At 55.9% G+C, this 22,988-nt stretch carries 28 protein-coding genes, 1 pseudogene and 1 riboswitch; of the genes and pseudogenes, 20 read left to right on the plus strand and 9 right to left on the minus strand.

Annotated elements, in window-relative coordinates:
• Positions 1 to 173: 173 nt before the first annotated feature.
• On the plus strand, positions 174 to 581 hold the full coding sequence (locus SD70_RS16195; protein ID WP_041048572.1) for a MarR family winged helix-turn-helix transcriptional regulator: 408 nt from the start codon (positions 174 to 176) through the stop codon (positions 579 to 581).
• Here the strand turns inward: SD70_RS16195 and SD70_RS16200 are convergent.
• Together SD70_RS16200 and SD70_RS16205 are read right to left on the minus strand one after the other, a co-directional pair.
• Complete coding sequence (locus SD70_RS16200) at positions 549 to 1,292, minus strand: RluA family pseudouridine synthase (RefSeq protein WP_052487527.1); 744 nt, start codon at positions 1,290 to 1,292, stop codon at positions 549 to 551. The two genes, SD70_RS16195 and SD70_RS16200, sit on opposite strands and share 33 nt — an antisense overlap.
• A 7-nt stretch (positions 1,293 to 1,299) precedes the next feature.
• A complete protein-coding gene (locus tag SD70_RS16205; protein WP_041048573.1) occupies positions 1,300 to 2,163 on the minus strand; it encodes a class I SAM-dependent methyltransferase in 864 nt (287 codons plus the stop codon).
• A gap of 219 nt (positions 2,164 to 2,382) precedes the next feature.
• On the opposite strand from SD70_RS16205, the gene SD70_RS36105 reads away from it, so the two are divergent.
• Both SD70_RS36105 and SD70_RS33445 read left to right on the plus strand, forming a co-directional pair.
• Positions 2,383 to 2,559, plus strand: coding sequence for a hypothetical protein (locus tag SD70_RS36105; protein WP_156158053.1), 177 nt, complete (start codon positions 2,383 to 2,385; stop codon positions 2,557 to 2,559).
• 225 nt (positions 2,560 to 2,784) lie between these two features.
• On the plus strand, positions 2,785 to 3,372 hold the full coding sequence (locus SD70_RS33445) for a CPBP family intramembrane glutamic endopeptidase (protein WP_052487528.1): 588 nt from the start codon (positions 2,785 to 2,787) through the stop codon (positions 3,370 to 3,372).
• Positions 3,373 to 3,385: 13 nt separating this feature from the next.
• On the opposite strand, the gene SD70_RS16215 is transcribed toward SD70_RS33445, so the two are convergent.
• Positions 3,386 to 4,225 (minus strand): nucleotidyltransferase domain-containing protein, encoded by an 840-nt coding sequence (locus tag SD70_RS16215; RefSeq protein ID WP_041048574.1) that lies wholly within the window; start codon positions 4,223 to 4,225, stop codon positions 3,386 to 3,388.
• 249 nt (positions 4,226 to 4,474) lie between these two features.
• Here SD70_RS16215 and SD70_RS16220 point away from each other — a divergent pair, with 249 nt between their 5' ends.
• The 10 genes from SD70_RS16220 to SD70_RS16265 all read left to right on the plus strand — a co-directional run bounded on the left by SD70_RS16220 (position 4,475) and on the right by SD70_RS16265 (position 12,934).
• Positions 4,475 to 5,170, plus strand: a complete 696-nt coding sequence (locus SD70_RS16220; RefSeq protein ID WP_052487529.1) for a chromate transporter — start codon at positions 4,475 to 4,477, stop codon at positions 5,168 to 5,170.
• Positions 5,171 to 5,381: 211 nt separating this feature from the next.
• Positions 5,382 to 5,921, plus strand: a complete 540-nt coding sequence (locus SD70_RS16225) for a chromate transporter (RefSeq protein WP_041048575.1) — start codon at positions 5,382 to 5,384, stop codon at positions 5,919 to 5,921.
• 171 nt (positions 5,922 to 6,092) lie between these two features.
• Positions 6,093 to 6,833: a lipase family protein gene (locus SD70_RS16230; protein WP_052487530.1), complete on the plus strand. Its 741-nt coding sequence runs from the start codon at positions 6,093 to 6,095 to the stop codon at positions 6,831 to 6,833.
• Between the two features lie 256 nt (positions 6,834 to 7,089).
• Complete coding sequence (locus tag SD70_RS16235) at positions 7,090 to 7,512, plus strand: NfeD family protein (RefSeq protein WP_041048576.1); 423 nt, start codon at positions 7,090 to 7,092, stop codon at positions 7,510 to 7,512.
• A gap of 5 nt (positions 7,513 to 7,517) precedes the next feature.
• Entirely contained in the window at positions 7,518 to 8,456 is a 939-nt protein-coding gene (locus SD70_RS16240; protein WP_052487531.1) for an SPFH domain-containing protein, read from the plus strand.
• A gap of 194 nt (positions 8,457 to 8,650) precedes the next feature.
• Positions 8,651 to 9,364, plus strand: coding sequence for a polysaccharide deacetylase family protein (locus tag SD70_RS16245; RefSeq protein ID WP_231571245.1), 714 nt, complete (start codon positions 8,651 to 8,653; stop codon positions 9,362 to 9,364).
• A 14-nt stretch (positions 9,365 to 9,378) separates the two neighbouring features.
• Positions 9,379 to 10,005 carry a YkoP family protein gene (locus SD70_RS16250; RefSeq protein WP_156158054.1) on the plus strand — a complete coding sequence of 209 codons (627 nt, stop codon included), beginning with the start codon at positions 9,379 to 9,381 and terminating at the stop codon, positions 10,003 to 10,005.
• A 101-nt stretch (positions 10,006 to 10,106) separates the two neighbouring features.
• Positions 10,107 to 11,240 carry an MGDG synthase family glycosyltransferase gene (locus SD70_RS16255; protein WP_041048579.1) on the plus strand — a complete coding sequence of 378 codons (1,134 nt, stop codon included), beginning with the start codon at positions 10,107 to 10,109 and terminating at the stop codon, positions 11,238 to 11,240.
• A gap of 98 nt (positions 11,241 to 11,338) precedes the next feature.
• Positions 11,339 to 12,028, plus strand: coding sequence for a TVP38/TMEM64 family protein (locus SD70_RS16260; protein WP_041048580.1), 690 nt, complete (start codon positions 11,339 to 11,341; stop codon positions 12,026 to 12,028).
• Positions 12,029 to 12,157: 129 nt separating this feature from the next.
• A complete protein-coding gene (locus tag SD70_RS16265; protein WP_041048581.1) occupies positions 12,158 to 12,934 on the plus strand; it encodes a YheC/YheD family protein in 777 nt (258 codons plus the stop codon).
• Positions 12,935 to 12,981: 47 nt separating this feature from the next.
• On the opposite strand, the gene SD70_RS16270 is transcribed toward SD70_RS16265, so the two are convergent.
• From SD70_RS16270 to SD70_RS38140, 3 genes are read right to left on the minus strand one after another with little or no spacing between them, the layout of a single operon-like run.
• Positions 12,982 to 13,749, minus strand: coding sequence for a YheC/YheD family protein (locus SD70_RS16270; protein WP_041048582.1), 768 nt, complete (start codon positions 13,747 to 13,749; stop codon positions 12,982 to 12,984).
• Between the two features lie 5 nt (positions 13,750 to 13,754).
• The gene (locus SD70_RS16275; protein ID WP_231571246.1) at positions 13,755 to 14,726 is read right to left on the minus strand and encodes a threonine synthase; all 972 of its coding nucleotides are present in this window, start codon (positions 14,724 to 14,726) and stop codon (positions 13,755 to 13,757) included.
• Positions 14,687 to 14,899 carry a hypothetical protein gene (locus tag SD70_RS38140; RefSeq protein WP_231571247.1) on the minus strand — a complete coding sequence of 71 codons (213 nt, stop codon included), beginning with the start codon at positions 14,897 to 14,899 and terminating at the stop codon, positions 14,687 to 14,689. The genes SD70_RS16275 and SD70_RS38140 overlap by 40 nt, the downstream gene beginning before the upstream one ends.
• A 257-nt stretch (positions 14,900 to 15,156) precedes the next feature.
• Between SD70_RS38140 and panD the strand changes: the two genes are divergently transcribed.
• Complete coding sequence (panD, locus tag SD70_RS16280) at positions 15,157 to 15,534, plus strand: aspartate 1-decarboxylase (RefSeq protein ID WP_041048583.1); 378 nt, start codon at positions 15,157 to 15,159, stop codon at positions 15,532 to 15,534.
• Between the two features lie 48 nt (positions 15,535 to 15,582).
• Here the strand turns inward: panD and SD70_RS16285 are convergent, their stop codons facing one another.
• Together SD70_RS16285 and SD70_RS16290 are read right to left on the minus strand one after the other, a co-directional pair.
• Positions 15,583 to 16,656 carry a phosphodiester glycosidase family protein gene (locus tag SD70_RS16285; RefSeq protein ID WP_041048605.1) on the minus strand — a complete coding sequence of 358 codons (1,074 nt, stop codon included), beginning with the start codon at positions 16,654 to 16,656 and terminating at the stop codon, positions 15,583 to 15,585.
• 379 nt (positions 16,657 to 17,035) lie between these two features.
• Complete coding sequence (locus tag SD70_RS16290) at positions 17,036 to 17,521, minus strand: C40 family peptidase (protein WP_041048606.1); 486 nt, start codon at positions 17,519 to 17,521, stop codon at positions 17,036 to 17,038.
• Positions 17,522 to 17,775: 254 nt separating this feature from the next.
• Positions 17,776 to 17,858, plus strand: a riboswitch (cyclic di-GMP riboswitch).
• A gap of 342 nt (positions 17,859 to 18,200) precedes the next feature.
• Between SD70_RS16290 and SD70_RS16295 the strand changes: the two genes are divergently transcribed.
• The 3 genes from SD70_RS16295 (at position 18,201) to SD70_RS16305 (ending at position 19,822) form a co-directional block, all read left to right on the plus strand.
• Positions 18,201 to 18,812, plus strand: a complete 612-nt coding sequence (locus tag SD70_RS16295; protein ID WP_041048584.1) for a GntR family transcriptional regulator — start codon at positions 18,201 to 18,203, stop codon at positions 18,810 to 18,812.
• A 126-nt stretch (positions 18,813 to 18,938) separates the two neighbouring features.
• Positions 18,939 to 19,241 (plus strand): UbiD family decarboxylase domain-containing protein, encoded by a 303-nt coding sequence (locus tag SD70_RS16300; RefSeq protein WP_269432478.1) that lies wholly within the window; start codon positions 18,939 to 18,941, stop codon positions 19,239 to 19,241.
• A 23-nt stretch (positions 19,242 to 19,264) separates the two neighbouring features.
• Positions 19,265 to 19,822 carry a UbiX family flavin prenyltransferase gene (locus SD70_RS16305; protein ID WP_041048586.1) on the plus strand — a complete coding sequence of 186 codons (558 nt, stop codon included), beginning with the start codon at positions 19,265 to 19,267 and terminating at the stop codon, positions 19,820 to 19,822.
• Positions 19,823 to 19,859: 37 nt separating this feature from the next.
• Here SD70_RS16305 and SD70_RS16310 read toward each other — a convergent pair whose 3' ends face one another.
• Positions 19,860 to 20,732, minus strand: a complete 873-nt coding sequence (locus tag SD70_RS16310; RefSeq protein WP_041048587.1) for a cupredoxin domain-containing protein — start codon at positions 20,730 to 20,732, stop codon at positions 19,860 to 19,862.
• A gap of 386 nt (positions 20,733 to 21,118) precedes the next feature.
• Between SD70_RS16310 and SD70_RS39275 the strand changes: the two are divergent.
• The 3 genes and pseudogenes from SD70_RS39275 to SD70_RS16320 form a co-directional block, all read left to right on the plus strand.
• Positions 21,119 to 21,469 (plus strand): annotated as a pseudogene (locus SD70_RS39275) (MFS transporter); the annotation flags it as partial.
• A 118-nt stretch (positions 21,470 to 21,587) separates the two neighbouring features.
• A complete protein-coding gene (locus tag SD70_RS38145; RefSeq protein ID WP_269432479.1) occupies positions 21,588 to 22,475 on the plus strand; it encodes an MFS transporter in 888 nt (295 codons plus the stop codon).
• Between the two features lie 83 nt (positions 22,476 to 22,558).
• Positions 22,559 to 22,891, plus strand: coding sequence for a metal-sensitive transcriptional regulator (locus tag SD70_RS16320; protein ID WP_041048607.1), 333 nt, complete (start codon positions 22,559 to 22,561; stop codon positions 22,889 to 22,891).
• Positions 22,892 to 22,988: the final 97 nt, after the last annotated feature.

Here is a 22,988-nt window from a genome sequence, read left to right on the forward strand (position 1 = left end):
AGGCGTTAACCGGGACTATCGCCTATATCGTATCGTATGTTGAAACGGCACAAAAAGTGCAGCATTTCGGATTTTTTTGTCATAAAGTATTAATGGCATTAATGAATTTGCGGATGGTATAATGTTGGCAACGACAAGACGTATATTCGGAATGAAAGGAGGGGCAGCGGAGCGTGTATTCCGGGGAATTTGCGAAGCTGTGGACGAAGCTGTCCAAAGACTGGAAGGAACATATGGAAACCGAGCTGGCGCCGGGCTTGACGGAGGGGCAGCTGCACGTGCTGGAGCTGCTGCTCGGGAGCGAGGAGCGGAAGAAGCCGTCAGACCTAAACGACGTGCTGAACACGACGCCGGCGGCGGTGACGACGCTGCTCGACCGGATGGAGAAAAACGAGCTGATCGAGCGCGTCCGCGACGAGAAAGACCGGCGCATCGTGTGGGTGCACGTCACGGAGAAGGGGAAGGCGGAATGCGAACGCGGCGTGCGCGTCCGCGAGGAGTATTTGAACAATGCGCTGAACCGCATTTCCGCCCATAATCAGAAGCTGCTAATGTATTTGCTGGACAAAATCGCGAATTGAGGCGCGCCACAGCGTCCATGGATACGCTTCCGGCGGCAGCGCATGGAAGCGCAGCGGCTCTTTCGTCGTCGGATGCTCGAAGCCGAGCATCGCCGACCAGAGCGCGATCTGTTGTCCGGGCTCGCTGAAATGTCCGCCGTACCGCTGGTCTCCGTACAGAGGGCAGCCGATGGCCGCGAATTGCACGCGGATCTGATGCGGCCTGCCGGTGTGCAAATGCACTTCCGTCAAGGCGAATCCTTCGGCGGAGCCCAGCACCGTGTAGTCGAGCACAGCTTCCTTCGCGCCCGGATAGCTTTGCGGGACGGTTCGCACCGTGTTCGTCTTCGCGTCTTTGACAAGGTAATGCCGGAGCGTTCCAGCCGGCGATGCGGGCGTTCCGCGCACGGCGGCAACATACGTTTTGCGGAACGCGCGCGTCCGCACCGCATCCGACAGCCGGGACGCCGCTTTCGACGTGCGGGCGAACACCATGACGCCGCCGACGGGGCGGTCGAGCCGATGCACGAGCCCGAGGAACACGTTGCCCGGCTTGCCGTATCGCACTTTGACGCCGGCCTTCAGCACGCTGAGCAGATCGGGATCGCGCGATTCGTCTTCCTGCGTCGGCATGTTCGCGGGCTTGACGACGACAAGCACATGATTGTCCTCGTACAAAATCGGCACGCCGGCGGCCAGCTCGGCCAGCTTCGCTTCTTCTGCGCTCAGCATCGCGATCTCAAGCCTCCCAGCGGGCGAGAATGCCGCACGGCAGCTTGAGGCCCGACGCCGTAATCGGCAAGCCGATTTCACCGCTTGCGATCGCGCCGCCATACTTCGGCTTCATGAGCGTCGTCATAATGTTGAGCAGCACTGTCGCCGAAATGCCGGTCGTATACGAGTTGACGAGCAGAAACAGCGGCTTGTCCGTCAAAATGGCGGTGCAGCTTTGCAGGAACGGATACAAGTCGTTTTCCAGCTTCCACGTCTCGCCGTTCGGACCGCGCCCGTACGACGGCGGATCCATAATGATCGCGTCGTAGCGGGAACCTCGCCGCTGCTCGCGCTGCACGAACTTGAACACATCGTCCGTAATGAACCGGACGGGACGGCTGCCTAGTCCGGACAGCTGCAAATTTTCTTTCGCCCACTGCACGACGCCCTTGGCGGCGTCGACGTGGACAACCTCGGCTCCGGCCGCCGCACAGGCGACGGTGGCGCCCCCGGTATAGGCGAACAGGTTGAGCACCCGAATCGGCCGCCCTGCCGCGCGAATTTTGTCCATCATCCACGCCCAATTGACGGCCTGTTCAGGGAACAGCCCCGTATGCTTGAACCCGGTAGGCTTTATATGAAATTTCAGATCGCGGTAGCCGATCGTCCACTTCTCGGGAATTTTCGTCCGGTACGTCCAGTTGCCGCCGCCGCTGGACGAGCGGTGGTAGTGGGCGTCGGCGCTAAGCCATGCCTCCGTTTCTTTGCCGAGCGGCCAAATGATTTGCGGATCAGGCCGACGCAGCACGACATGCCCCCAACGCTCCAGTTTTTCGCCTCCGCCGGTATCGATCAGCTCATAATCCGTCCAATCTTGCGCTACATACATAGGTGTAAGCTCCTTTTTCCGCCATTTCTCGTTCTTCGTCTCATTTCGATAGCTTATTGTACACCAACGGGGATTCGCCTCGCAAACGCAGCCGGGCCCGCCGCCATCCGACGGCATGCGCCTCCTTAATAAGAAAATTTGATATATAACAGTTATTGTTCTACGAACTACTGTTATAGTACAATGGAAATAAGCATTCATTCAGGAGGTCGATCGGCTATGGTGGAACGCAAGACGGCAGAGCAAGGATCTGAATCAGAGCGAACCGAACTGACTCCCGGAGAAATCGGCAGTGATGCCGGACAGGCGGGCGATCAAGACGACCGTCTGCTGTTCGCCAACGAAAGCCGCGACTACTTCATGTTTCGCCTGACGGGCGAACCGGCATCGTCCTGAGCGCCACGGCGGCATATGCCGCGCCATCCGCATACGGCTCCTTCAGCGCCAAAAAAAGCCTCGCGAACGGTGGCTCGCACGCTCGTTCGCGGGGCTTTTTGCAATTTCAGAACGAATAAGCTGTGCCGCAGCGTGCGATTTCAGCGTATACAACTCGCACAGCTTGCGCTATGATGGACAAGAATGCTCTCACTTTACTGCACGCAAGAGAGGTTGTTTCCCCGCATGCGCTTGAAATACTGGATCATTCTCGCATTGTTTGCCTTCACGGTCGGACCTGGCGTTATGCTGTTCGACTTGAACCGCTACGTCGTATCGCTCTTTCCGCCGATCGTCGTGCCGCTCATCCTGTTTTGGCTTAAGGACGAATGGATCGGCACCGACTGGAACGCTCTGCTTCGCGACCGTACCATGTACAGGCAATTTACGCTGGCACTGCAGATCGCCATTTACGCAATGGCCGCCGATACGCTCATCTTCCGCCCGGGGCCGTTCGTGACGGACGTGCTGTTAACGAAATATCCGATTATGGTATTTTACGTCATTGTGCTGGGACCGATTTCGGAAGAAATCATTTACCGCAAAATCATTTTCGGCGCGCTGCAGCGCCGGCTGCCGTTCTGGGCGGCTTCGGGCCTCGCCGCTATCGTGTTCGGTGCGGCGCATTTGAGCCCGGAACGATTTCTCGGCTATGCGGCGGTCGGCTGGACGTTTTGCTACATATACCGCAAAGCCGGGACGCTGGCGCCGACGATTCTTGCACACATGGGGCTGAATTTCATCGCCATCCTCGCCGCTACGCTAAAGGGCTAGCGAGCAAAACGTTTCACCCGGCGATTTGCTCGACTTCGCGGACGATGTGCTGCAGCAGGCTAACGGCTTCTGTAATAGCTTCCGGCTCGGCACTGATGCGGGTGAACACTTCGTTGACCCGCTCCGTATAGCGGTGCGGAAGAGCGGCAAACGAGCCGATAATATCCATTGCTCCGGTTTCGTTCATCCAATAACATTCATTCAGCGCAAACAGCGCTTGATTCAAGCAGGAGACGGAGCGGAAGCAGCAGCCCGCAGCGTGGTAAGCGTCTTTTCTGAGCACGCTCTTGCGGGCAAAAATGAGGGAAAACGAAGCTTCCCACAAAAATTTGGCGATGACCGCCTTTTTCAAGGCAGGGGAGTAGGGCGACGTTTTCGCTTTCAGCTCCTGAACGGCTCCTTGTGCATCCCACAAAATGCGGCAAAGCGCCGCTTCCGCCATGTAGATGGCGTTCACGAACCCGTGCGGATGTCCGGGATAATAATCGATCGTAACTTCGCCGGCCAAACAATCGTCGATGACGCGCGATACTTTCCGAACGTCGCGCAAAAGGAAATCGACGGGCATCCCCCGTACGTTCAGCCAGCCTCCGCCGTTAATCCACGGACCCCATTCGCCGATTTTGGTCATCAGCCCTTCCCGGTGCTCATCATCGAGAGCGGTGGCAATGCGCCCCAGTTCCTGCAGATCGAAAGCTTGTTCCGATTCGTAGTAAATGCCGATATCGATGTCCGACTTCGGAGTATGCGTACCTTTCGCTCTGGACCCGCCAAGCACGACTCCGGCAATCCCCCGCACCGATTTCAGGTTGCTGACGATGATGTCGATCGTTTCAGCGACAGTTGCATCCATTCTGTTCCCTCCAAACTCAAGCTCATAATGTAAATTTTATCATAATTTTTCATACAGACGGCGGAAAGATTGGCTTTATTCAAACTTGCCGTAACTCACACATGTGACCGAAACGATATAAAGAATGGTATAGAACCGCGATAAAAATGTTTGATGACGGCATTTTTTCCTAAAATGGACGATAGTTTATACCAAAATAGAAAAAAGTCATGTATAATGAAAGTAATTAGAGACAAGGGGACGATGGCTATGAAACTTCTCGCAAACGCTACGCCGCGGCAAGCTTTGCCTGGGCGCGTCGTCCGCTTGGCGGAACTGTTCGTCGCCTTCGGCCGAATCAGTCCGATGACGTTCGGCGGAGGCTATGCCATGCTGCCGGCCATTGAGCGCGAGATCGTCGGCAAACGGAATTGGATGTCGCAAGAGGAGCTGGAGGAAGGGTTGGCCGTAGCGGCCACCGCGCCCGGCGGCATCGGCGTCAACGCTGCGGCGTTCGTCGGTTATCGGCTGGAAGGCTGGCCCGGACTGGCGGCGGCGGTGACCGGCATCTCCCTTCCGACGTTTCTTATCGTTTTGGCACTCGGAATCGGGTTCGTTATGGTGCACAATGAGCCCAAAGTCGTGTCGGCATTTGCCGGCATCCATGCCGCTATCGTCGCGTTGGTCGCATACGCCGGCTGGAATATGATGCGTTCCGCGCTATTTGACAGCGCAACCGCACTCCTGTTTGTACTGTCGGGCGCGCTGCTGCTTTGCGGCGTGCATCCGGCGCTCATCATCGTGCTCGGCATGGCGGCGGGCCCGGCCATCGTGAAAGCGAAGCAGATGTTCGGCAAGAAAGCGGCTTGCGACCGGCGCGAGGCGGAGCGCTTGCGGCGCGCCGCCGCTGCAAGCCTGAGGCCCGGCGTGCAGGCTGCGGATTACTTTTTTGGCGACGGTATCTAGGCGTTAAGCTGGAGGTGCAACGCCGAGCAACGAGCCGGACGTCTCACGGCCAGCTTAACGCCAGGGCGTTAAGCTGGAGTTGTAACGCCGAGCAACGTGCCGGACGTCTCACAGCCAGCTTAACGCCAGGGCGTTAAGCTCGGAGTTGTAACGCCGAGCAACGAGCCGGACGTCTCACGGCCAGCTTAACGCCAGGGGAGGAAACCGGATTATGCTCAGTTCCATATTTTGGACGTTTGCGAAAATCGGGCTGCTGTCGTTCGGAGGCGGCTTTTCGATGCTCCCGCTCATCCGCCACGAGACGCTGGCGCACGGCTGGCTGAACGAGAGCGGGTTCGCCGAAGCGGTGTCCGTCGCCGGCATGGCGCCGGGGCCGATCGCCTTGAACAGCGCCATTTTCATCGGCTACCGCACGGCCGGGCTTGTCGGCAGCGTGTTTGCCGCGCTCGGCATGCTGCTGCCTTCGGTTGTCGTCATCGTGCTGCTCACCGCGTTTTTGCGGCGCGTCCACGAGCACCGCATCGTCCGGGCGATATTTTACGGATTGCGCCCGGCTGTAGCGGCTCTCATCGTCTACGCGGCGTATCGGCTAATCGTTTCGGGCAGCGCTGACGCAGCAGCACCGCTTTGGCATACGATCGTGATCGTGGCTATGGCGTTAGCGGCTTTCGTAGCGCTGATCCGCTACCGGCTGCATCCGCTGTCCATTATCGTCTTGTCGGGGCTGCTCGGCATCGCGCTGTTTTCCTGACCGCTTTTTTTCTCTGCATCGGAGAGTATAATCTGCGCCTCAAATTGGATCGATTCCGCTATGGTAAACGGCTTGCGTCCTGAAGGACGTAAGCCGTTTATCCTTAGATGGACCGATCCGCCTCATGCTGCATACTTTGGCAGCAAACGACTCGTTCGAGGGGGGCGGAGGATGGCGGCAAACATAACGGGGGAACGGACGCTGTTTTGCTGCGGCGCCGCCTATCAAGCGGTGCAGCAATATAGCAGCGGCGGCGACTTCGTGCTGCCTCGCGGCTACCGGGCCGTTGCGGTGCTCGGTACGGGCAGCTATCCGTATCTTGGCTATGTGATGGAAGCGAAGTCCGCCGTAGTCGTCGCTTTGCGCGGCACGAAAAACGTGTTCGACCTGTTAACCGATTTCAACTGGACGCAAATGCCGTATCCGTACGTCCCTGCTGCAGGAGCGACGCATCGCGGCTTCACCGAGCTGTACGAGCGCACGTTGCGGCCGCAGCTGACCGCCGCGCTCGGCCGGCTGTCGCCGAAAAAGCGGCTCATCATGTGCGGGCACAGCCTGGGCGGGGCGCTTGTCACGCTCGCCGCGCCGGATATGGCCAGGCACACGCGATTTGGAGCTCCGCTCGTATATACGTACGGTTCGCCGAAAGTCGGCAACGCCGAGTTTGCAGCGGCATACGGCCGCATTGTCGGCAGCACCACGCGGGTGGCGGGCGTCCACGACCTCGTGCCGGGGTTCCCGCCGTCTGCCGGCAAGGCGTACGTGCCGGTCGGGAGACTGCTCACCGTTTCGTTTCGCTACGCGAATCCGGTTGCCAATCACGATATCCGCAGCTATGCGGCTGCTCTCCGAAGCTTGTACCCGCTTGCCGACGAGCGGCTGCGCATGCTGAACCAAGGCTTCCTGCCGTAACTTCATGCGGCGGAAGGCGCCGGTTAAAAACACAGCCGCTTGTCAACGGCGGTTGGCGCTTTTTTTCGCAATGAATAAAAGATGCGGTGCGCAGCATCGGTGCGAATTTCCGCAAAAAATACACCTCCGGCAAGGGATTTGCAGGTTTTTGTCGAACTATATTTGTTAGATACGCGGGCAAAAAGAGCAACCATGTTTCCCGAAACCGGGGCATACATTGAAGCAAAGTGACATTTCATGGGAAGAGGTGGGCGGATTGCTATGGATCGCATGGCTCATCGTTGCTGTATTGTGCGTTCTGATTGAAGTGCAGACAGGAACGTTTTATTTTTTGCTGCTGGGCGGCGCGGCGCTGGTCTCGATGGGGTTCGCGCTCACCGGAGTCTCTTTGCTCGTGCAAGCGTTTATTTTTGCCGGCACCGCCTTGCTGCTTTATGCGGTGGCGCTTCCTTATTTGAAACGGAAGCTCGGACAGCGGCGCGACGCAGTATTCCCGCCCGCAGGGCAGCTGGTCGGGCAGACGGCGATCGTCGCGGCGGAAATACGGCCCGGCGAAGTCGGGCAAGCGAAAGTGAACGGCGAGCTTTGGTCGGCCGTGTCGGATGAAACGGTCGGCGTTGGCGAGCAGGTCGTCATCGTGCAGGTCAAGGTGACCAAATTAGTGGTGAGAAAGGGGTAGAACGGATGGCAGGGTATATCGTATTTTTTGTTTTGCTTGCGCTCGTTCTGGCGATTATAGCTAAAGGAGTGCGCATCATCCCGCAGCAGACGGTGGCGATTGTGGAGCGGCTCGGCAAATATCGGACGACGCTCCATGCCGGCGTCAATCTGATTATCCCGATCGTCGACAGCATCCGGGTCCGTCACGATCTCAGAATGAAGCAGGTGACCGTGCCTTCGCAATCGGTCATTACGAAAGACAACGTCGCCATCGGCGTGGAGTTGGCTACGTTCTACACCGTAGTCGAGCCGCAGCTCGCCACGTACGCGATCGCTAGCTACGTCGAGGGCATCCATAACATCGTCGCTTCCGCGCTGCGTGCCACGATCGGCAAAATGGAGCTCGATGAAATTTTGTCGAACCGCGAGCGCATTCAAGCGGAGCTGCGGCAGGCGCTCGACAATGCGACCGAAAATTGGGGTGTCCGCATCGACCGCGTCGAAGTGCTGCAGCTGGAAATTCCGAGCGACATTCAAAATTCGATGGAGAAGCAAATGCGCGCCGAGCGCGAGAAGCGGGCGAACATTTTGCAAGCCGAAGGGGAGAAGCAAGCTACCGTCCTGCGCGCCGAAGCGCAGCAAGCAGCAGTCGTGCTGGCCGCGGAGGCGGAGAAGCGGCGGCAAATTCTCGACGCCGAGGCGAAGCAGAAGGCGCAGGAGCTGGAGGCGCTCGGCAAAGCCGAGGCGATCAAGCTCGTCGCCGCGGCGGAGAAGGAGCGCATCGAAGCGATTCGGGAAGCGGGGCTGGACTCGCAAATATTGGCGTACAAGTCGTTCGAGGCGCTGTCGCAAATGGCGGACGGCAAGGCGACAACGATCTTTATACCGACGGAGGCGGTCGGTACGCTCGGCTCGGTCGGCATGATCGGAAAAATTTTCGATTTGAACAATAACGGCAAGTAGACATGGGCAAGGTAACAACTGCAGCCTATCAACGAAAGCGGCGGCGCATGTGGCCGCTTTTTGTTGTTTAACGGCTTCAGGCGGCCTGTCGGCCGCGGCAGCTGCAGTATCCGAGCCGCATTCCGTGCCGGGACGCCGCAGCGGGTTTGCAGGCCGCCGCATCGTCCTGCTATTCTATATATGGATGCATCTGGATGGAGGGCGTTATGGGCGATTTATTTTATTACTTGCTGGTGCTGCTTTGTATATATACGATCATTCCGACCATATTCATCCGACTGTTCGGGCCTGGCGCCAACCATATGAGATCGGCGGCGCACAGCATTGCCTTGACGTTCGACGACGGTCCCGATCCGACGTATACGCCGCAACTTCTCGATTTGCTCAAGCTTTACGACATCAAGGCGACGTTCTTTGTCGTCGGCATCCATGCGCAGCAGCATCCGGAGCTGATACGGCGGATGCACCGGGAAGGACATTTGATCGGAGTGCACAATTACATTCATCACGCCAATGCATTTATGACTCCCGGCAAAGTTAGACGCCAGCTCGATCATGCCGTGAACGTCGTGGAGTCCATCATCGGCGTGAAACCGTGCTATTACCGCCCGCCGTGGGGAATTATCAATTTGTTTGATTTTTGGCTGTTCAAACGGTTTCGAATTATTCTTTGGTCGATCATTGTCGGCGACTGGAGAAGCGCAGGCGGGAAACAGAAAATTAAACGGCGCCTCATGCGCAAACTCCGCGGCGGCTCGGTCATCGTTCTGCACGACAGCGGGCAAACGCTGGGAGCCAACAAGGACGCCCCGGTTTACATGCTTGAAGCGCTTCGCGAATTCATAACCGAAACGTTAGCGAAAGGCTACACGTTCGTACCGTCGACCATATGTATCCGAACAGGCTGAAAAATTCCGCCCGCTTGAGCAAAACCAAACACCTTCTCGTAGCGGGCTGGCTCCAATGGGAGCGGCTCTTTCATGCGCTGTTCGCCGTCAAGCCGATCGATTCCGGCAATCCGCTCTTGTATTTCCGGATATGCCGCTATCACGGGCAGACGCTGCAATTGCCGGACGAAGAGAAAATCGAATCCGGCGACCGGGTCGTCGAGCTGCATCTGAACAATCGGATGCTGTTTCAGCTTGCGACGAGTTCGCGCTCGATGGTGCAATTGGCCGTACAGCTCATCGGCCAGACCAAGCAGCTGCTCCCGAAAATCGCCGAGACGATCGCGCAGCATGAAGGCCGCGAAACGATTAAAGGAATTTACGGCATTACGATGATCAACCGCGGGACCGAACAGCTGGGATTTACGGTGGCGGAGCTGCCGCGCGGCGTGTTCTCTTTCTTCACCCGGATTTATTTAAAGCTGCTCCTTTATGCTATACATCCCGACGGAAAGAAGAGGCTATCAGGCAGCAAAAACATTATGACGCCGAAAGTAGTCGCCATCTCGACCAAACAGCTGCTGGCGAACCATCCTTATCCGATCGGCAGCGCCAAACCTGCGGGCCATAACGTAACCGACAGCCCGAACGTGTATTTGTAACATGAACGGTTAGCCGCCGTAAATTTATGTTTTTTTCAGCGCATTTTCATTTTCCTCGTCTATACTTCATCATGAACGAGCAAAGGGGGAATATAGACATAATGAATCGCAAACCTCGGATCATGATTTTGACGGCAGGCTATGGAGAAGGGCATGTGCAGGCATCCAAGGCGCTGAAGCAGCAGTTTGCCGCGCACGGAATCGGGGACGTGTCCATCGTCGATTTGATGAAGGAGGCGCACCCTCTGCTGAATACCATTTCCATGAAGCTCTATATCAAGAGTGCCCAAACGTCGAAGTATGGGCTGGACTACTACGGCTGGAGCTACTATATGACGCGCGATACGAAGCCGGAAGGGTCGCTGAGCAAATATTTCAATTTGCTCGGCAAGAAGAAGCTGAAACAATTGATCGACGGCATGCGTCCGGACGCGCTGATCAACACGTTTCCGTTCGGCTCCGCGCCGGAGATCGGACAGGAAACGGGCATACCGACGTTCACCGTCGTGACGGATTATGCCTTGCATGCGCGCTGGATACATCCCGACAACGACAAATATTACGTGGCGACCGAGGAGCTGAAGGACGAACTTTTGGCGAAAGGATTTGCCGCCGGGCAAGTTCTGGTAAGCGGCATTCCGATCAGACAGGCTTTCGCTCACGCGTCCGCGGGCGCCGGGAAATCGCTGCAGCACTTTAATCCGGGCAAACCGACAGTGCTTATTTTGGCAGGCTCCTACGGCGTGCTTAGTCATATCGAACATATGGTGCACACGCTGCGAAAACATGAGGGCAGCCGGCTAGTCGTCGTTTGCGGCCGCAACCGGAAGCTGGAAACGAGGCTCAGCGAGCAATTTGCCGGCGCCGGCGACATTCACATATTCGGATTCGTCGAGCAAATCCACGAGCTGATGGCGGCGTCTTCGTGCGTCGTAACGAAAGCCGGCGGACTTACGCTCACGGAAGCTTTGACGATGCGGCTCCCGATTTTTATTTACAAGCCATTGGCCGGGCAGGAGAAAGAGAACGCGATCTATTTCGAACGCAAAGGGATGGCGCAAATCAGCTCTACGACCGGCGAGCTGGAGCAGCAAATCGGCCAATTTTTGGCGAATCCTTCTTTGCCGCAGCGGATGAAAGCTAGCATGGCTTCCGTACACAAAGGGAATGCGGCTGATACGATCGTGCAGGACGTGCTGAGAACGGTCGCGTCCACATTGCCGGCAACCGTGTAGCAGGCTCATAACGGCGCGAATGGAAAACGGCCCTTGATCGCCGCTTCGGGCGAAAGAGCCGTTTTCATTTTGGCCAATCTAACAAGGGGGTGAGGCGTATGGGAGGACGGAAACGGATTGCGTACCCGCAGTACATAAGCTTGCTCGGACTGGTCCTCATCCTGTGCATCGTCGCAGGTTATATGTATTTGCTGCATATCGGAGCGGCGCAGCAGCTTCTTATGTCCATTCGCAATTTGGGGCTGTTCGGCATTGTCGCCGGAATTTTGATTCAGGCGATCGTCAACGTTTTGCCCGTACCGGGGGAATTCACCTCGATCGCGCTCATGGAAATTTACGGTCCGCTTTGGGGGGGCGTTTATTCCTGGATCGGAGGAGTGACCGGGGCGGTGGGGGGCTTGTATACGACGAAATGGATTGCGAAGCCGGTTTTCGGCAAAATGGCCGAGCCGTATTTGCACAGAATGGATGAGTTCATCGCCAATCGGGAGGCGGCCGGACTGCTCGCGATCCGCTTCGTTCCGTTCGTGCCTTATCACTTGGTCAATTACGCCGCGGGACTGCTGAGCGTGAATTTATGGGCGTTCGTGTGGACGACAGGCCTTGGCATTTTGCCGTATACCGTAGCTATGAGCGGCATTTTCGCCGGCTTGCGGGAAGGATCCTCCATCTGGGGAGCGGCGGGCGGAACGATTTTCGCGCTCATTGCGGGAGGGGGCTGGCTTGCGAAAAAAATCAAGAACAAGTCTGCCGCCGCCCCGGGAGGCAAGCGCCGGGAGAGCGAATAGCACGAGGCGGCGTTTCGCCCGTTGCGACCGTCCGGACAAGCGGCCAATCCGCTCGCGCCGTTCCCGTTCCTTTGCCTTTGTTATATGCTGAACGTGAAGCGATAAGCCATATGCAAAGGAATGGATGGCATGCAGGAAAAGCTGGCCAGGCTGGCCAAATGGAAGCTGCACCGGTTTTATGCCCGGAACTCGTACATCGCCCGCTATTTGCCGCCGACCGCGATGTTGACGCCAAATTCGCTGCAGCGGTTTATGGATGCTTACAAAACGGTCTATATTAAAGCGAGCACGGTGCATACCGGCAAAGGGATTGTAAAGGTGTGGAGAACGGAGCGAGGGTACCGCTATGTCCAAGTAAAAGGCCGCGCCAGCTTCTCCCCATCGCTGCAAGACTTGTACCGCAAGCTGCGGCAAGCGAATCCGCGGCGGTCGTACATCGTGCAGAAGGCGATCGATTTGGCCGAAGTTAACGGAAGGCCGTTCGATATCCGGGTCATGATGATGCGCGACGGCAACCGCAACTGGCAATATGCCGGCATGGTGGCGAAAGTGGCCGGACCGGGCAGCGTCGTCTCCAACGTGCGGCGGGGCGGCGGGTACGTCATGACGGTCGGCAGCGCGCTGCGCCAGTCGCTGCGCTGCGGTCCGGAACGGATCGAACGAATCAAGAAGGAGCTTATCACTCTAAGCCACGCCATTATGCGATATTCGGAGAAATATCCGTTCTTCTCGTTTCAGTGCGGCATCGATCTGGCTGTGGATAAAAATGGCCGGATCTGGATCATTGAAGTGAATTTGCACAATCCGTCGCACGGCTTGTTCAACAAACTGAGCGACAAGACGTTTTTCCGGAGAATCGGACGGCTCTACTGGGCTTACCGCAGCAAGCACAAACGGATCATTTGACGCTAAAAACAAAACCTCGGCCGCGCGGGTCGAGGTTTTGTCATTGACTATTTCCGCTTTCTGCGGCGCATGGCGGCGACGTATTCGGCGCGTCTGCGCTTGATGAGCCGATATGGCGTTTTGTCGGGGAGGCGGGCGAACAGGGCGTGGGACGGATAGTCGAAGTTCACTTCGATGAGCCATAGCTTGCCGCTGCGGTCAACGCCGAAATCGATGCCGATTTGCGACGAATATTTGTAGCTGCCAAAGCGGCGGCAAATCGCATAGCTGAGGCGGACCAGTTCGCGCTCAAGCCGCTTGGCGCTTGCGCCTTGGGCTACGTTCGAACGCTCCAAAGCATGCCGCACGGTTGTGGCGTAACCTCGGCCGCGCCGCACGTTCGTGACGACGCTGGACGGGCCGGCCACCTTCGCCAGCATACCGGTGTAACGCCAGCGGTCCGTGCCATCCCGCATCATCATGACGCGAATATCGTAAGGCCGGCCGTTCAGCTCGGCAAGAGGGATCGTTTGCTGCACGATATGCGGTTTGCCGCGGGCAAGCCGAAGCACGCATTCGACCAGTTTGTCCTTATCGTTGGCGGAAAACGAGCGGGGACGGCTTTTCACCTTGACCAGCAAATAGCTTCCGGTTGTCTTCCACACTTTCATAATCCCCTTGCCCGTATGCTCCATGTTCGGTTTCACGTAGACGGAGCCGTACCGGTCCAGCATGGCGGCGAATGACGCCTTCCCGAGCGGCCGGGTATGCGGCAGGAGGCGGGCCAGGTGCGGCGCTTTCGAATAAAACGTGTGCAGCCCCCATTTTCCCGGCATATCGATCAGCCTCCTTTGGCTTGCGGATGAACCGCCTTGAAGTCGGCGTAGCTGCGAACGACAGGAATCGGCTCCGGCATTGACCATGGCCAATATTTGACGGCGTGGGACGTGTTGAACAGCACGACCGTTTCGTTCCCGCGAAAATAGCCGGAATCATGAAGCTGCAGCAAGCCTGCCCAGACAGCCGCCCCTTCCGGCGATGCGGTAAGACCGGCTGCAGCGAGCTCCTTGGCGGCGCCGCGGATGTCTTCCTGCGTGACTGAAATCGCATCGCCTCCGGTTCGCCGCAGAATCGAAGCGATCAGATGCCCGTCCGGAGGGGCCGGCACGCGCAGCCCGGTCGGAGCGGCGGTCGCCGCCGCATCGGCCAGTGCCGGACGTTCATTGTCAGAGCCGTAAGCGCGCATCAGATCGACGATCGGCTGGCAGCCGCTTTCTTGCACGGCGATAAGGCGCGGCAGCTCTCCTTGCACCCAGCCCAATTGCCTAAGCTGCTCGAAAGCCCGCCACAACCCGATGATCCCCGACCCGCCTCCGGTCGGGTATAAGATAACGTCGGGCAGCGTCCATTCGAGCTGCTCCGCGACTTCGAGTCCCATCGTCTTTTTGCCCTCGGCCCGGCCCGGCTCGCGCAGCGTGCCGACATGCACCCAGCCTTGCTCCGCAGCGCCGTCTTCCACGACGCGTCCGGCATCCTGGATGTAGCCGTCGACAAGATACGTATGAGCGCCGTAATGGACGCTCTCCATGGCGATTAGCCCCGGGCAGTCTTTCGGCACGAATACATAAGCTTCCATGCCCGCGCGCGCGGCATAGGCAGCAAGCGCCGCAGCGGCGTTGCCGTTCGAGTTGACCGCTACCTTTCGCACGCCGCGCTCGTGCAGCAGCGTCACCGCCGCGGAGAACCCGCGCGCTTTGAAGCTGCCGGTCGGATTTATTTCTTCCCGCTTGCTGTATACGCCTCGCAGCGACAATCGCTTCTCGCTTCGCCGAGCCGAAGCAGCGGGGTGCCTCCTTCTCCAAGCGTGACGATACTCCCCTGATCGCTCACCGGCAGCAGCTCCCGGTATCGCCACATCGTCCAAGGGCGCGCCGCTAGCGCTTCACGGCTCCAGATGCGGCGAATGAATTCCAGATCGTATTCCACCAGCAAAGTGCCGCCGCATTTGCATTTCCCTTTTATGTCAAAAGGATGGGTTACGCCGCAACGAGAGCACGCCAATAAGAAGTTACTCACTCCATCCACCGCCGTTAACAAATTCAATCAGTCCAGCGTATTCACCCAATATGCGGAGGGCACGGCTTCTACCCAGACGCACCGCCAACTATAGGCATCTGCCCACGCATGCGCGGAGCTTCGCACATATGCTTGTGGGGAATACGATGCGAAAGTAGGGAGCAGCTATGCTTCGCCTGATGTGCAAAGGGAAAATTCACCGCGCTACCGTGACGGAAGCAGATTTGAACTATGTAGGCAGCATCACGATCGACGCCGCGTTGATGAGGGAAGTGAACCTCAGGGCCTACGAGATGGTGCAGGTGACCAGCTTGCGCAACGCGACCCGCTGGAAAACGTACGCCTTGCCGGCTCCGGAAGGTTCGGGGAAAATATGCCTGAACGGCCCGCCTGCCCATTTGTTTGACCCGGGCGATCTCGTTATTATTTTAAGCTTGGGGCTGATGAGCGAAGAGGAGGCAAGCCAGCTGAAGCCGAAAGTCGTGTTTGTCGACGAAAGCAACCGGATTGTGAAAGTGGAGACGCACGATCTGTCCGGCCTCTAACGACAAAACGACACAACCGGGCGCAGCCTGATTGTGTCGTTTTGGCGGTTATGAGGCGAAAGGCTTGAACGCGGAATTGAAATGGGCCATGTCCATCCCGCTCCAAATGTTCGGAACCTTCACCCGATCGGGATGGTCGAACACGAGGAAAGCCGTTGGCAAATAGCGCATCCCGTAGCTGCTGGAAGGGCGATTGACGACCTGGTCGTCCTTGACCAGCACGGAGGAAGAGCCTCCGTCCAAATTGGCGGCCGTCACGGCGCCTTTCGCAAGTAACAGCTGCTGGGCGTCGTAAAGCGTGGCACCGATCGAATAACCGGGCTGGCGCCCGTCGATGACGAGGAACATAATCGTGCCGTCTTTCTTCTGCGCCATGCAAGTGCGCGGCGCGATGCCCCAGCCGTCGGCTTCGTTCTTGATCAGTCCTTTGCCGTTCACGATAAATTTGGGCTGGAACGAGACGGCATCGGTAACGCCCATTTGCAGCAGCTCGGAAGGCTTGTAGCGTCCCGCCACCATAAGGCCGTTCCGGTCGATGCCGACCATGTTCACCGGCGTATTCATGCCTACGTCCGAGTAGAGCAGCTTTCCGCCCGACATGACGATGCCGCTCGGCTTGAAGCCGTTGCCGTCGTAGCCTGGATCGTCGAACGCGCCCCCGTTCACCCCGGCGATCGCCCCGGTCCGCTTCACCATGCTCAAAATTTGCTCGCCTTGGCCTTTGATACTGGTTGTGACGACGCGCAGCATCCGCGGATTGTGGACATAGAGCAAATAGCCTTTAAAATTTTTGCCGGATACCGGTTCGACCTGCACGCTGTTATTCGTTTTGCCTCCCAAGCTGACGTCATGGTCGTCCTTCTCCATGCCCATTTCGTCAAACTTTTTGAAGTATTCGTCGACGCGGCGGTTTAATTCGTCCTGGCCGATCAAATATTTGGCGTAATCGCGATGCTGGGTCGTGATCAGCGTATCGGCCAGCATATACCGCAAATCCGTGCCTGACGCCGTGAAATAAAACCAGTAGACGAAGCCGAGCAGCGCTAGCAGGACGATGAGCGCGGCGAACCGGAGCGCCCGCCGGCGGCGCCGCTTCGGCCTGCGTGCCGGAGAAGGGGCCATTTGCGTTTGTCCGAAAGAATAGCCCTGATTGTGGTTCAATGGAATCCCCCTTTCTGCAAATCTCTCTCACTTTACTACACGAACATTAAATCCTGATGAAAATCGGCCAGGCGACCCAAGAAAGCGGGGCTGCGCTGCAGACCTAAGAATGTGGGGCTGCGGCTTCCTTGAACTCGTGTTCCAATGGACGAAAATTGGCTATTCTATGCAAAAAAGGAGCATCGCCGTTAGGCGCGACTGCTCCTTTTTGCCGTACGAATCCGTTTCACAAACCTGCCGTTGGCCCGTGCTTACCGAATGGCCGTACGCCATGCGGTTCACGCAGGCTGACGTCCAGCGAAGCCAATCAAAATATGGTCGCGGCTAACCCGCTTACCGCTTAATGAATGACGCGGCGAGCCGTCGCGAAGTGGGAGCTCCACCAACCGGAATTCAGATTCGAAATCGTGACGCCGCCTTTGCCGAACGTGTGCAAAATTTTGCCGTTCCCGATGTAGATGGCGACGTGATGAATCGGAGAATAGAAAAATACAAGATCCCCGGGTTTCAGCTGGCTTCGCGGCACATAGGTGCCTACTTGCGACTGCTGCCGCGACGAACGCGGCAAATTGATGCCGTTCGCTTTAAAGACGTATTGCGTGAACGAAGAGCAATCGAAATGGCTCGTATCACCGGAACGCGCTCCGTATCGGTAAGGAACGCTCATATATTTTTCGCCCGACGCTATCACTCTGTTTGCCGTAGTTGCAGCGGACACTGTCGCCGCTTCGGCAGACGGGGCGCCGAGCATAAAGCTTCCGGAACCGAGTAGAGTCAGGCTCAAGCTAATTCCCACTAACGATTTGGCAAGGCGGCTTTTCTTCATGTTTGTCATGATTGTAATTCCTCCTGTCGATCGTGTTGTGTTTGGCGTCTGACCACCTGTAACCACCATAACATAAATCGATAGTCCTATTTTCTTCCAGGAGGCGTTTAAATTCAGGGCTCATCAAGCGTTAGCGCTTATTGTTAGAAATTCATGAGAATAAGATGAAAACGATAGAAAAGTCGGTTTCAAGCGCCGGAATGCTTGATAATTAGCCCAAATAGCCGGGGTATCACCATTGCTACGACGCATCGTTTCCAAAAAATGTGTTGAAAGTTGGAGACACAAAGCCGCGGGTCTAACGTTTGCGACAAACTAGGACAGCCGGGTTGCCAAAAAAACGGTGCATACTTGATTATTTTGGCTATTCCCAGAATAGACGGTTTTTATTTGAAACAGACTAAGGGAGAGAATCATGAACAAGATGAAGCGAATGCTTGTGCCCTAGGAGCGGTTAGCGGACTTCTCGCCGGTTGCGGCAGGCGGGGAGTCCTTACAGATAACGGCTTGCGCCGTCACTTGGAACGTGCGCGTTTCCCGAAGCGGAATCAGCCTAAAGTATAGGCGCAGCGTATACTGATGAGTCAAAATCGTCTTGACCTTCATGTTGAGTGTAATGTATTATGCATCCATGGCATAATCTGGCGGTTATTCATAGAAAAAGATGAGGGTGCTGCTAATGAAATTCAACATGAAACCGATTACAAAAAATTCGACAACGAAAGAACGGGTATATCACGAAATTAAAAAAGTGATACTCAACGGTTACATAACATCGGAAGAAATTTTTACCGAAGTGCAGCTTGCGGAATCGCTCCAAACGTCGCGGACGCCTGTGCGAGAAGCGTTGCTGGACTTAATTAAAGAGGGGCTCGTCATTACCGTTCCGCGCAAAGGGATGACGGTGCGCCAAGTTTCGGACAGCGAGATTGAACAAATTTTTTTGCTGCGGACGTCGATAGAAAGCGAAGTGATGAAAAAACTTGCGGCATCGATTAACGAATCCCAATTGCGCGAGTTGAGAAAAAGCTGCTCATTGCAGGAAGAAGCTATGGCTACCGACGATGAAGTAACTTTTATTAACCTTGATCAGCAGTTCCACATGACATTGACCCATTTCGTCGGTTACGAGCTGATCGAGCAAATTTTGCTGAATTTGCACAATTTGTCGCATCTGATCGGCTTGAAGGCGGTAAAGAAGCGAAACAGGATGCAGGAAGTCGTCCAGGAGCACATCAACATCATTTCGGCGCTCGAGCAAAGGATCCGGAGTTGGCCGTTCACGCCATGAGCGAACATTTACGCAAAACGAAGCAGTCGCTCAAATGAACTTGTCCAGCCCCATGCAAATGCATCAACCGCTCCCGCCGGTGCCGGTGTTCGGATCGGGTGCGTCCGTACACGAGGTTGTGGTCTTATCGTCGTCGATGAAGACATCGACATTTTCGATATGGATCAGGTAGACTGGTGTGTAGCGACAAGATTTCAAGCCGATAAAGATCTCGTTGTGGTTAACTACGCGCTCGGCTCCAAGCTGGACCCTTCGAAGGAAGGCGGCGTCGGCTCCAAAATCGGCCTCGACGCCACCGTCCCGCTGAACGCGAAGCCGATGGAATACGTCGTCACCCGCATTCCGGACTACGAGCGGTATATCGGCGAGGGCAAGCTGCTGGAGCAATTGCCGGACAACATCGTTAACCGATATTTGGGCACTGAATAGAAATACGAGTGGGGGACTCCTGAATGAAAAGAATCGTCGTTGGCATAACGGGCGGTTCCGGAGCGATTTATGGCGTGCGGCTCTTGGAAGCGTTGAACGAATTGGGGGCGGAGACGCACCTGATCATCAGCGAGTGGGGGGAAAAGACGATTCAGATGGAAACGTCGTACTCTCTCAGCCAGGTGAAACAGATGGCCACCGTCTGCCACAGCGTCAAAAATCAAGCCGCCAGCATCTCGTCCGGCTCGTTTCGTGTGGACGGGATGGTGATTGCACCGTGCAGCATGAAGACGCTGGCCGCAGTGGCGACGGGCCTTGCTTCCGATCTGATCACAAGAGCGGCCGACGTCATGCTGAAGGAGCGGAAAAAGCTCATTCTGCTCACAAGGGAGTCCCCTTTAAATTTAATTCATGTGCGCAACATGGAAACCGTCATATTGGCCGGAGCGATGGTGTTTCCGCCGATGCCCGCTTTCTACAACAAGCCGCAGACGATTGACGATATCGTCAATCATACGGTCGGCCGCGTCCTGGATCAATTCGGCTACGATCCGGACTGGGTCAAGCGGTGGGGGAAGTAGCCGGTTCCGCCGACTGCCCTGCTTCAGAATGACGGTTTTACTTCGAGACCTGAATAGAGGCGGTCATTCCTGCCTCTTTATGGCCCGGCACCGTACAAACGACTTGGTAGTAGCCGGCTTTGTCAAAGCTGACAACCAGGCTGCTTTTGTTGCCGGGCGCCGCGTGAAGGTGAATGTTTGTTCCGACGATTTCAAAATCATGCTCGACTTGCCCTGCATTATCGAGCGTGATTTTTACTTTTTCGCCCAATCCGACGTGAATGGAAGCAGGGGTAAAAGAATATTCCATCGCCCGTATCAGAAGCTCTGTGTCGGCATGAATATTCGTCTCGGGACGATGCATGGAACTGTCATGTTCATGCCCGATATGCTCATGAATTCCGGATTTTGGCATTGGCGCTATTTGGGCGAGTCCGAGTACAAGACAAATCAGCAAAAACATCGGAGCGGGCTTGGACAACAGAAACGTTTTGGACCTTAGCAATTCGGACTTGATTTCTCCCTGCAGCATAACTAAGAGTATAAAAATGATCCCGCTGCAAAGTACGGATACGATGTTGACCGTAATCATGGCATGAGGAGCGGGCATCATGACGATCAGCATCGTTCCCATCATGCCGCCCATGATCCCCGACAGCAATCCGTCCAGCACAGCCATAAGACTGATAGGTCCCCCGATAAAAGCCCCAATTGCACCCCCAATCAGCATGCTGAATACAGTCGATTGAAAAAATTGCCCCGGAAGCCATAAGCCAAACACAGTTCCCAATGTTAACCCGACTGCCATGCCCAGCACCATGGCGGCCATCATACCGGCCATACAAGTCAGCTGTTTGCGAAAGGTCAAAATAAATGCTGCCACCCAGACGGTGAGAATGCCGAATAGGCTGCTTAACAGAATGAGCTTCATATACCATTCCCCCTAACCCTATATGTGAAACATATGGCGTGTCCATTGTTTTTATGTTTGAAATTCGAAGCATGGAGAGGCTGCGATAGGGAAACGGGAGGAAAAGGTGGAAAAGGCGTCGAGGTTTTGTAGGCTGCAAGAAAAAAATAAAGTTGACAATAGGGTAGGGGGCTATACTATAATCAAAAGCGTGCTCCGGCAAATTTTGGTTCTCCGTTAACCTCGGTTAAGACGGCCGTCACGAGCGTTAACATGTTCCAATGGTCTGCCGGTCAATTTCAGGAGGAGGTTGTACCATGTCGACACCATACCAGGCTGTATCGCAAGCCGATCCGAAACGCTGGAAAGCGCTGGCTTTATTGTGCCTTGCGAATTTTATGGTCATTATGGATACATCGATAATCGGCGTCGCGTTGCCGGCCATCAAAGAAGCGCTCGGCTATTCGCAGGAAAGCTTGCAATGGGTGTTTAATGCTTACGTCATTTTCTTCGGCGGCTTGCTGCTGCTCGGGGGCCGATTGTCCGACCTGTTTGGTCAGCGGCGCATTTTCATGCTCGGATTTTTCATTCTCACTTTAGCATCTTTGCTTGCGGGCTTGGCTTGGAGCGAGGGGGCGCTTAATGCGGGCCGTGCGCTGCAAGGGTTCGGTTCCGCTTTAATTGCGCCTTCGGCCCTCACCATTGTGATGATGCTGTTTAGCGGAAACCCGAACGAACTTGGCAAGGCTCTGGGATTTTGGGGCGCTTCGGCAGCGGCCGGCGGATCGGCAGGAGTATTTCTCGGAGGGGTGATTACCGGAGTGGCTAAGCTGGCATTGGACATTTTTGATCAATGTTCCGGTCGGTATCGTTGCCTTGCTCTTATCCCCGGGGCTATTGTCGAAAGGGTCGCGCAGACAAGGAAGCATCGACGCCGCAGGCGCCATTTTCGTGACGGCGGCTTTGATCTTGATCGTTTACGGCATTGTAACTGCGGAGCATAACGGATGGGGATCGTCGTCTACCTTGTGGACGATCATTTCGGGAGCGCTGCTATTCATTTTGTTCCTCATCATTCAAGCCGTTAAAAAAGAACCGCTCGTGCCGCTCCGAATCTTTAAAGCGCCGAATCTGGCGGCCGGCAATATCGCGCTCATCACGCTGTCCGGGGGCTGGATTCCGCTGTGGTATTTCCTTAATCTCTACATGCAGCAAGTATTGAAGTTTTCCGCCTTCGCCGGCGGGGTTGCTTTGCTGCCGATGACGATATGGATTGCCGTCTTTATGATGTTCATTACAGGAAAATTGATCGGGAAGTTCGGTGTGAAGGCCAACCTGATCGTCGGCTTTATTGCACTTGGCGGATCGATGCTGCTGTTCTCCGGAAACACGCCCGCAGACGGCACGTTCGCGGCCAATGTGCTCCCGGCATCACTGCTAGGTGCGCTTGGCATGTCGCTAGCTTATATTCCGGCCACAATGGCAGCCATGTCGGGGGCAAAACCGGAAGAAGCGGGCCTGGCATCCGGTCTTGCCAATACGAGTTACCAAATCGGTTCAGCCATCAGTTTGGCCATTATGGTAGCGATCGCTTCCTCCGCGATGGCTTCCCAAGCCGAGGGAGATTCGATCGGCGCTCTGAATGCGGGATTTCATTCAGCATTTTTCTGGTCCGGTATGGTCGCTTTTGCAGGCGCGATTTTAGCGCTGCTGTTGATCCGTTCGCCTAAACCTGGGGAAGCGAGCGGTTCGGCAGCTATGTAGCGTTCATTTCCCTTTGAATAGGGGGTGGGAGTATAGTATAATGTAAGAAAAAGGAGGCTTCGCGAATGAGCGTGGAGACGGAGATGTCGGATCATATCCATGAACACGAATCGGATTGCTCCTTGGCCGAGCAAGCGGGGCGGAAGAGCCATCATTCCGATAAAGTAAAAAGCAGCCTGATCAACCGGTTGAACCGAATCGAAGGCCAAGTGCGCGGCATTAGAGGGCTGATTGAAAAAGATACGTATTGCGACGATGTCCTGAATCAAATCGCTTCTGTGCAGTCGGCTTTGAACGGCGTCGGCAAGCTTTTGCTGGAGCATCACCTCAAAAGCTGCGTCATCGAGCGGATCCAGGAGGGCGATACCGACGTCTTGTCGGAACTGATGACAACGATGAATAAACTGATCAAATGAGAGCAAGCAGCGGTTGCTGCTTTTCTTCTGGATCAAATATAGGTTCGGGGTAATGTACAATCATGAACAAGAAAATGATTTTCGCTTCAAGTATACT

It is taken from the genome of Gordoniibacillus kamchatkensis, assembly GCF_000829455.1.
Classification (GTDB): domain Bacteria; phylum Bacillota; class Bacilli; order Paenibacillales; family NBRC-103111; genus Gordoniibacillus; species Gordoniibacillus kamchatkensis.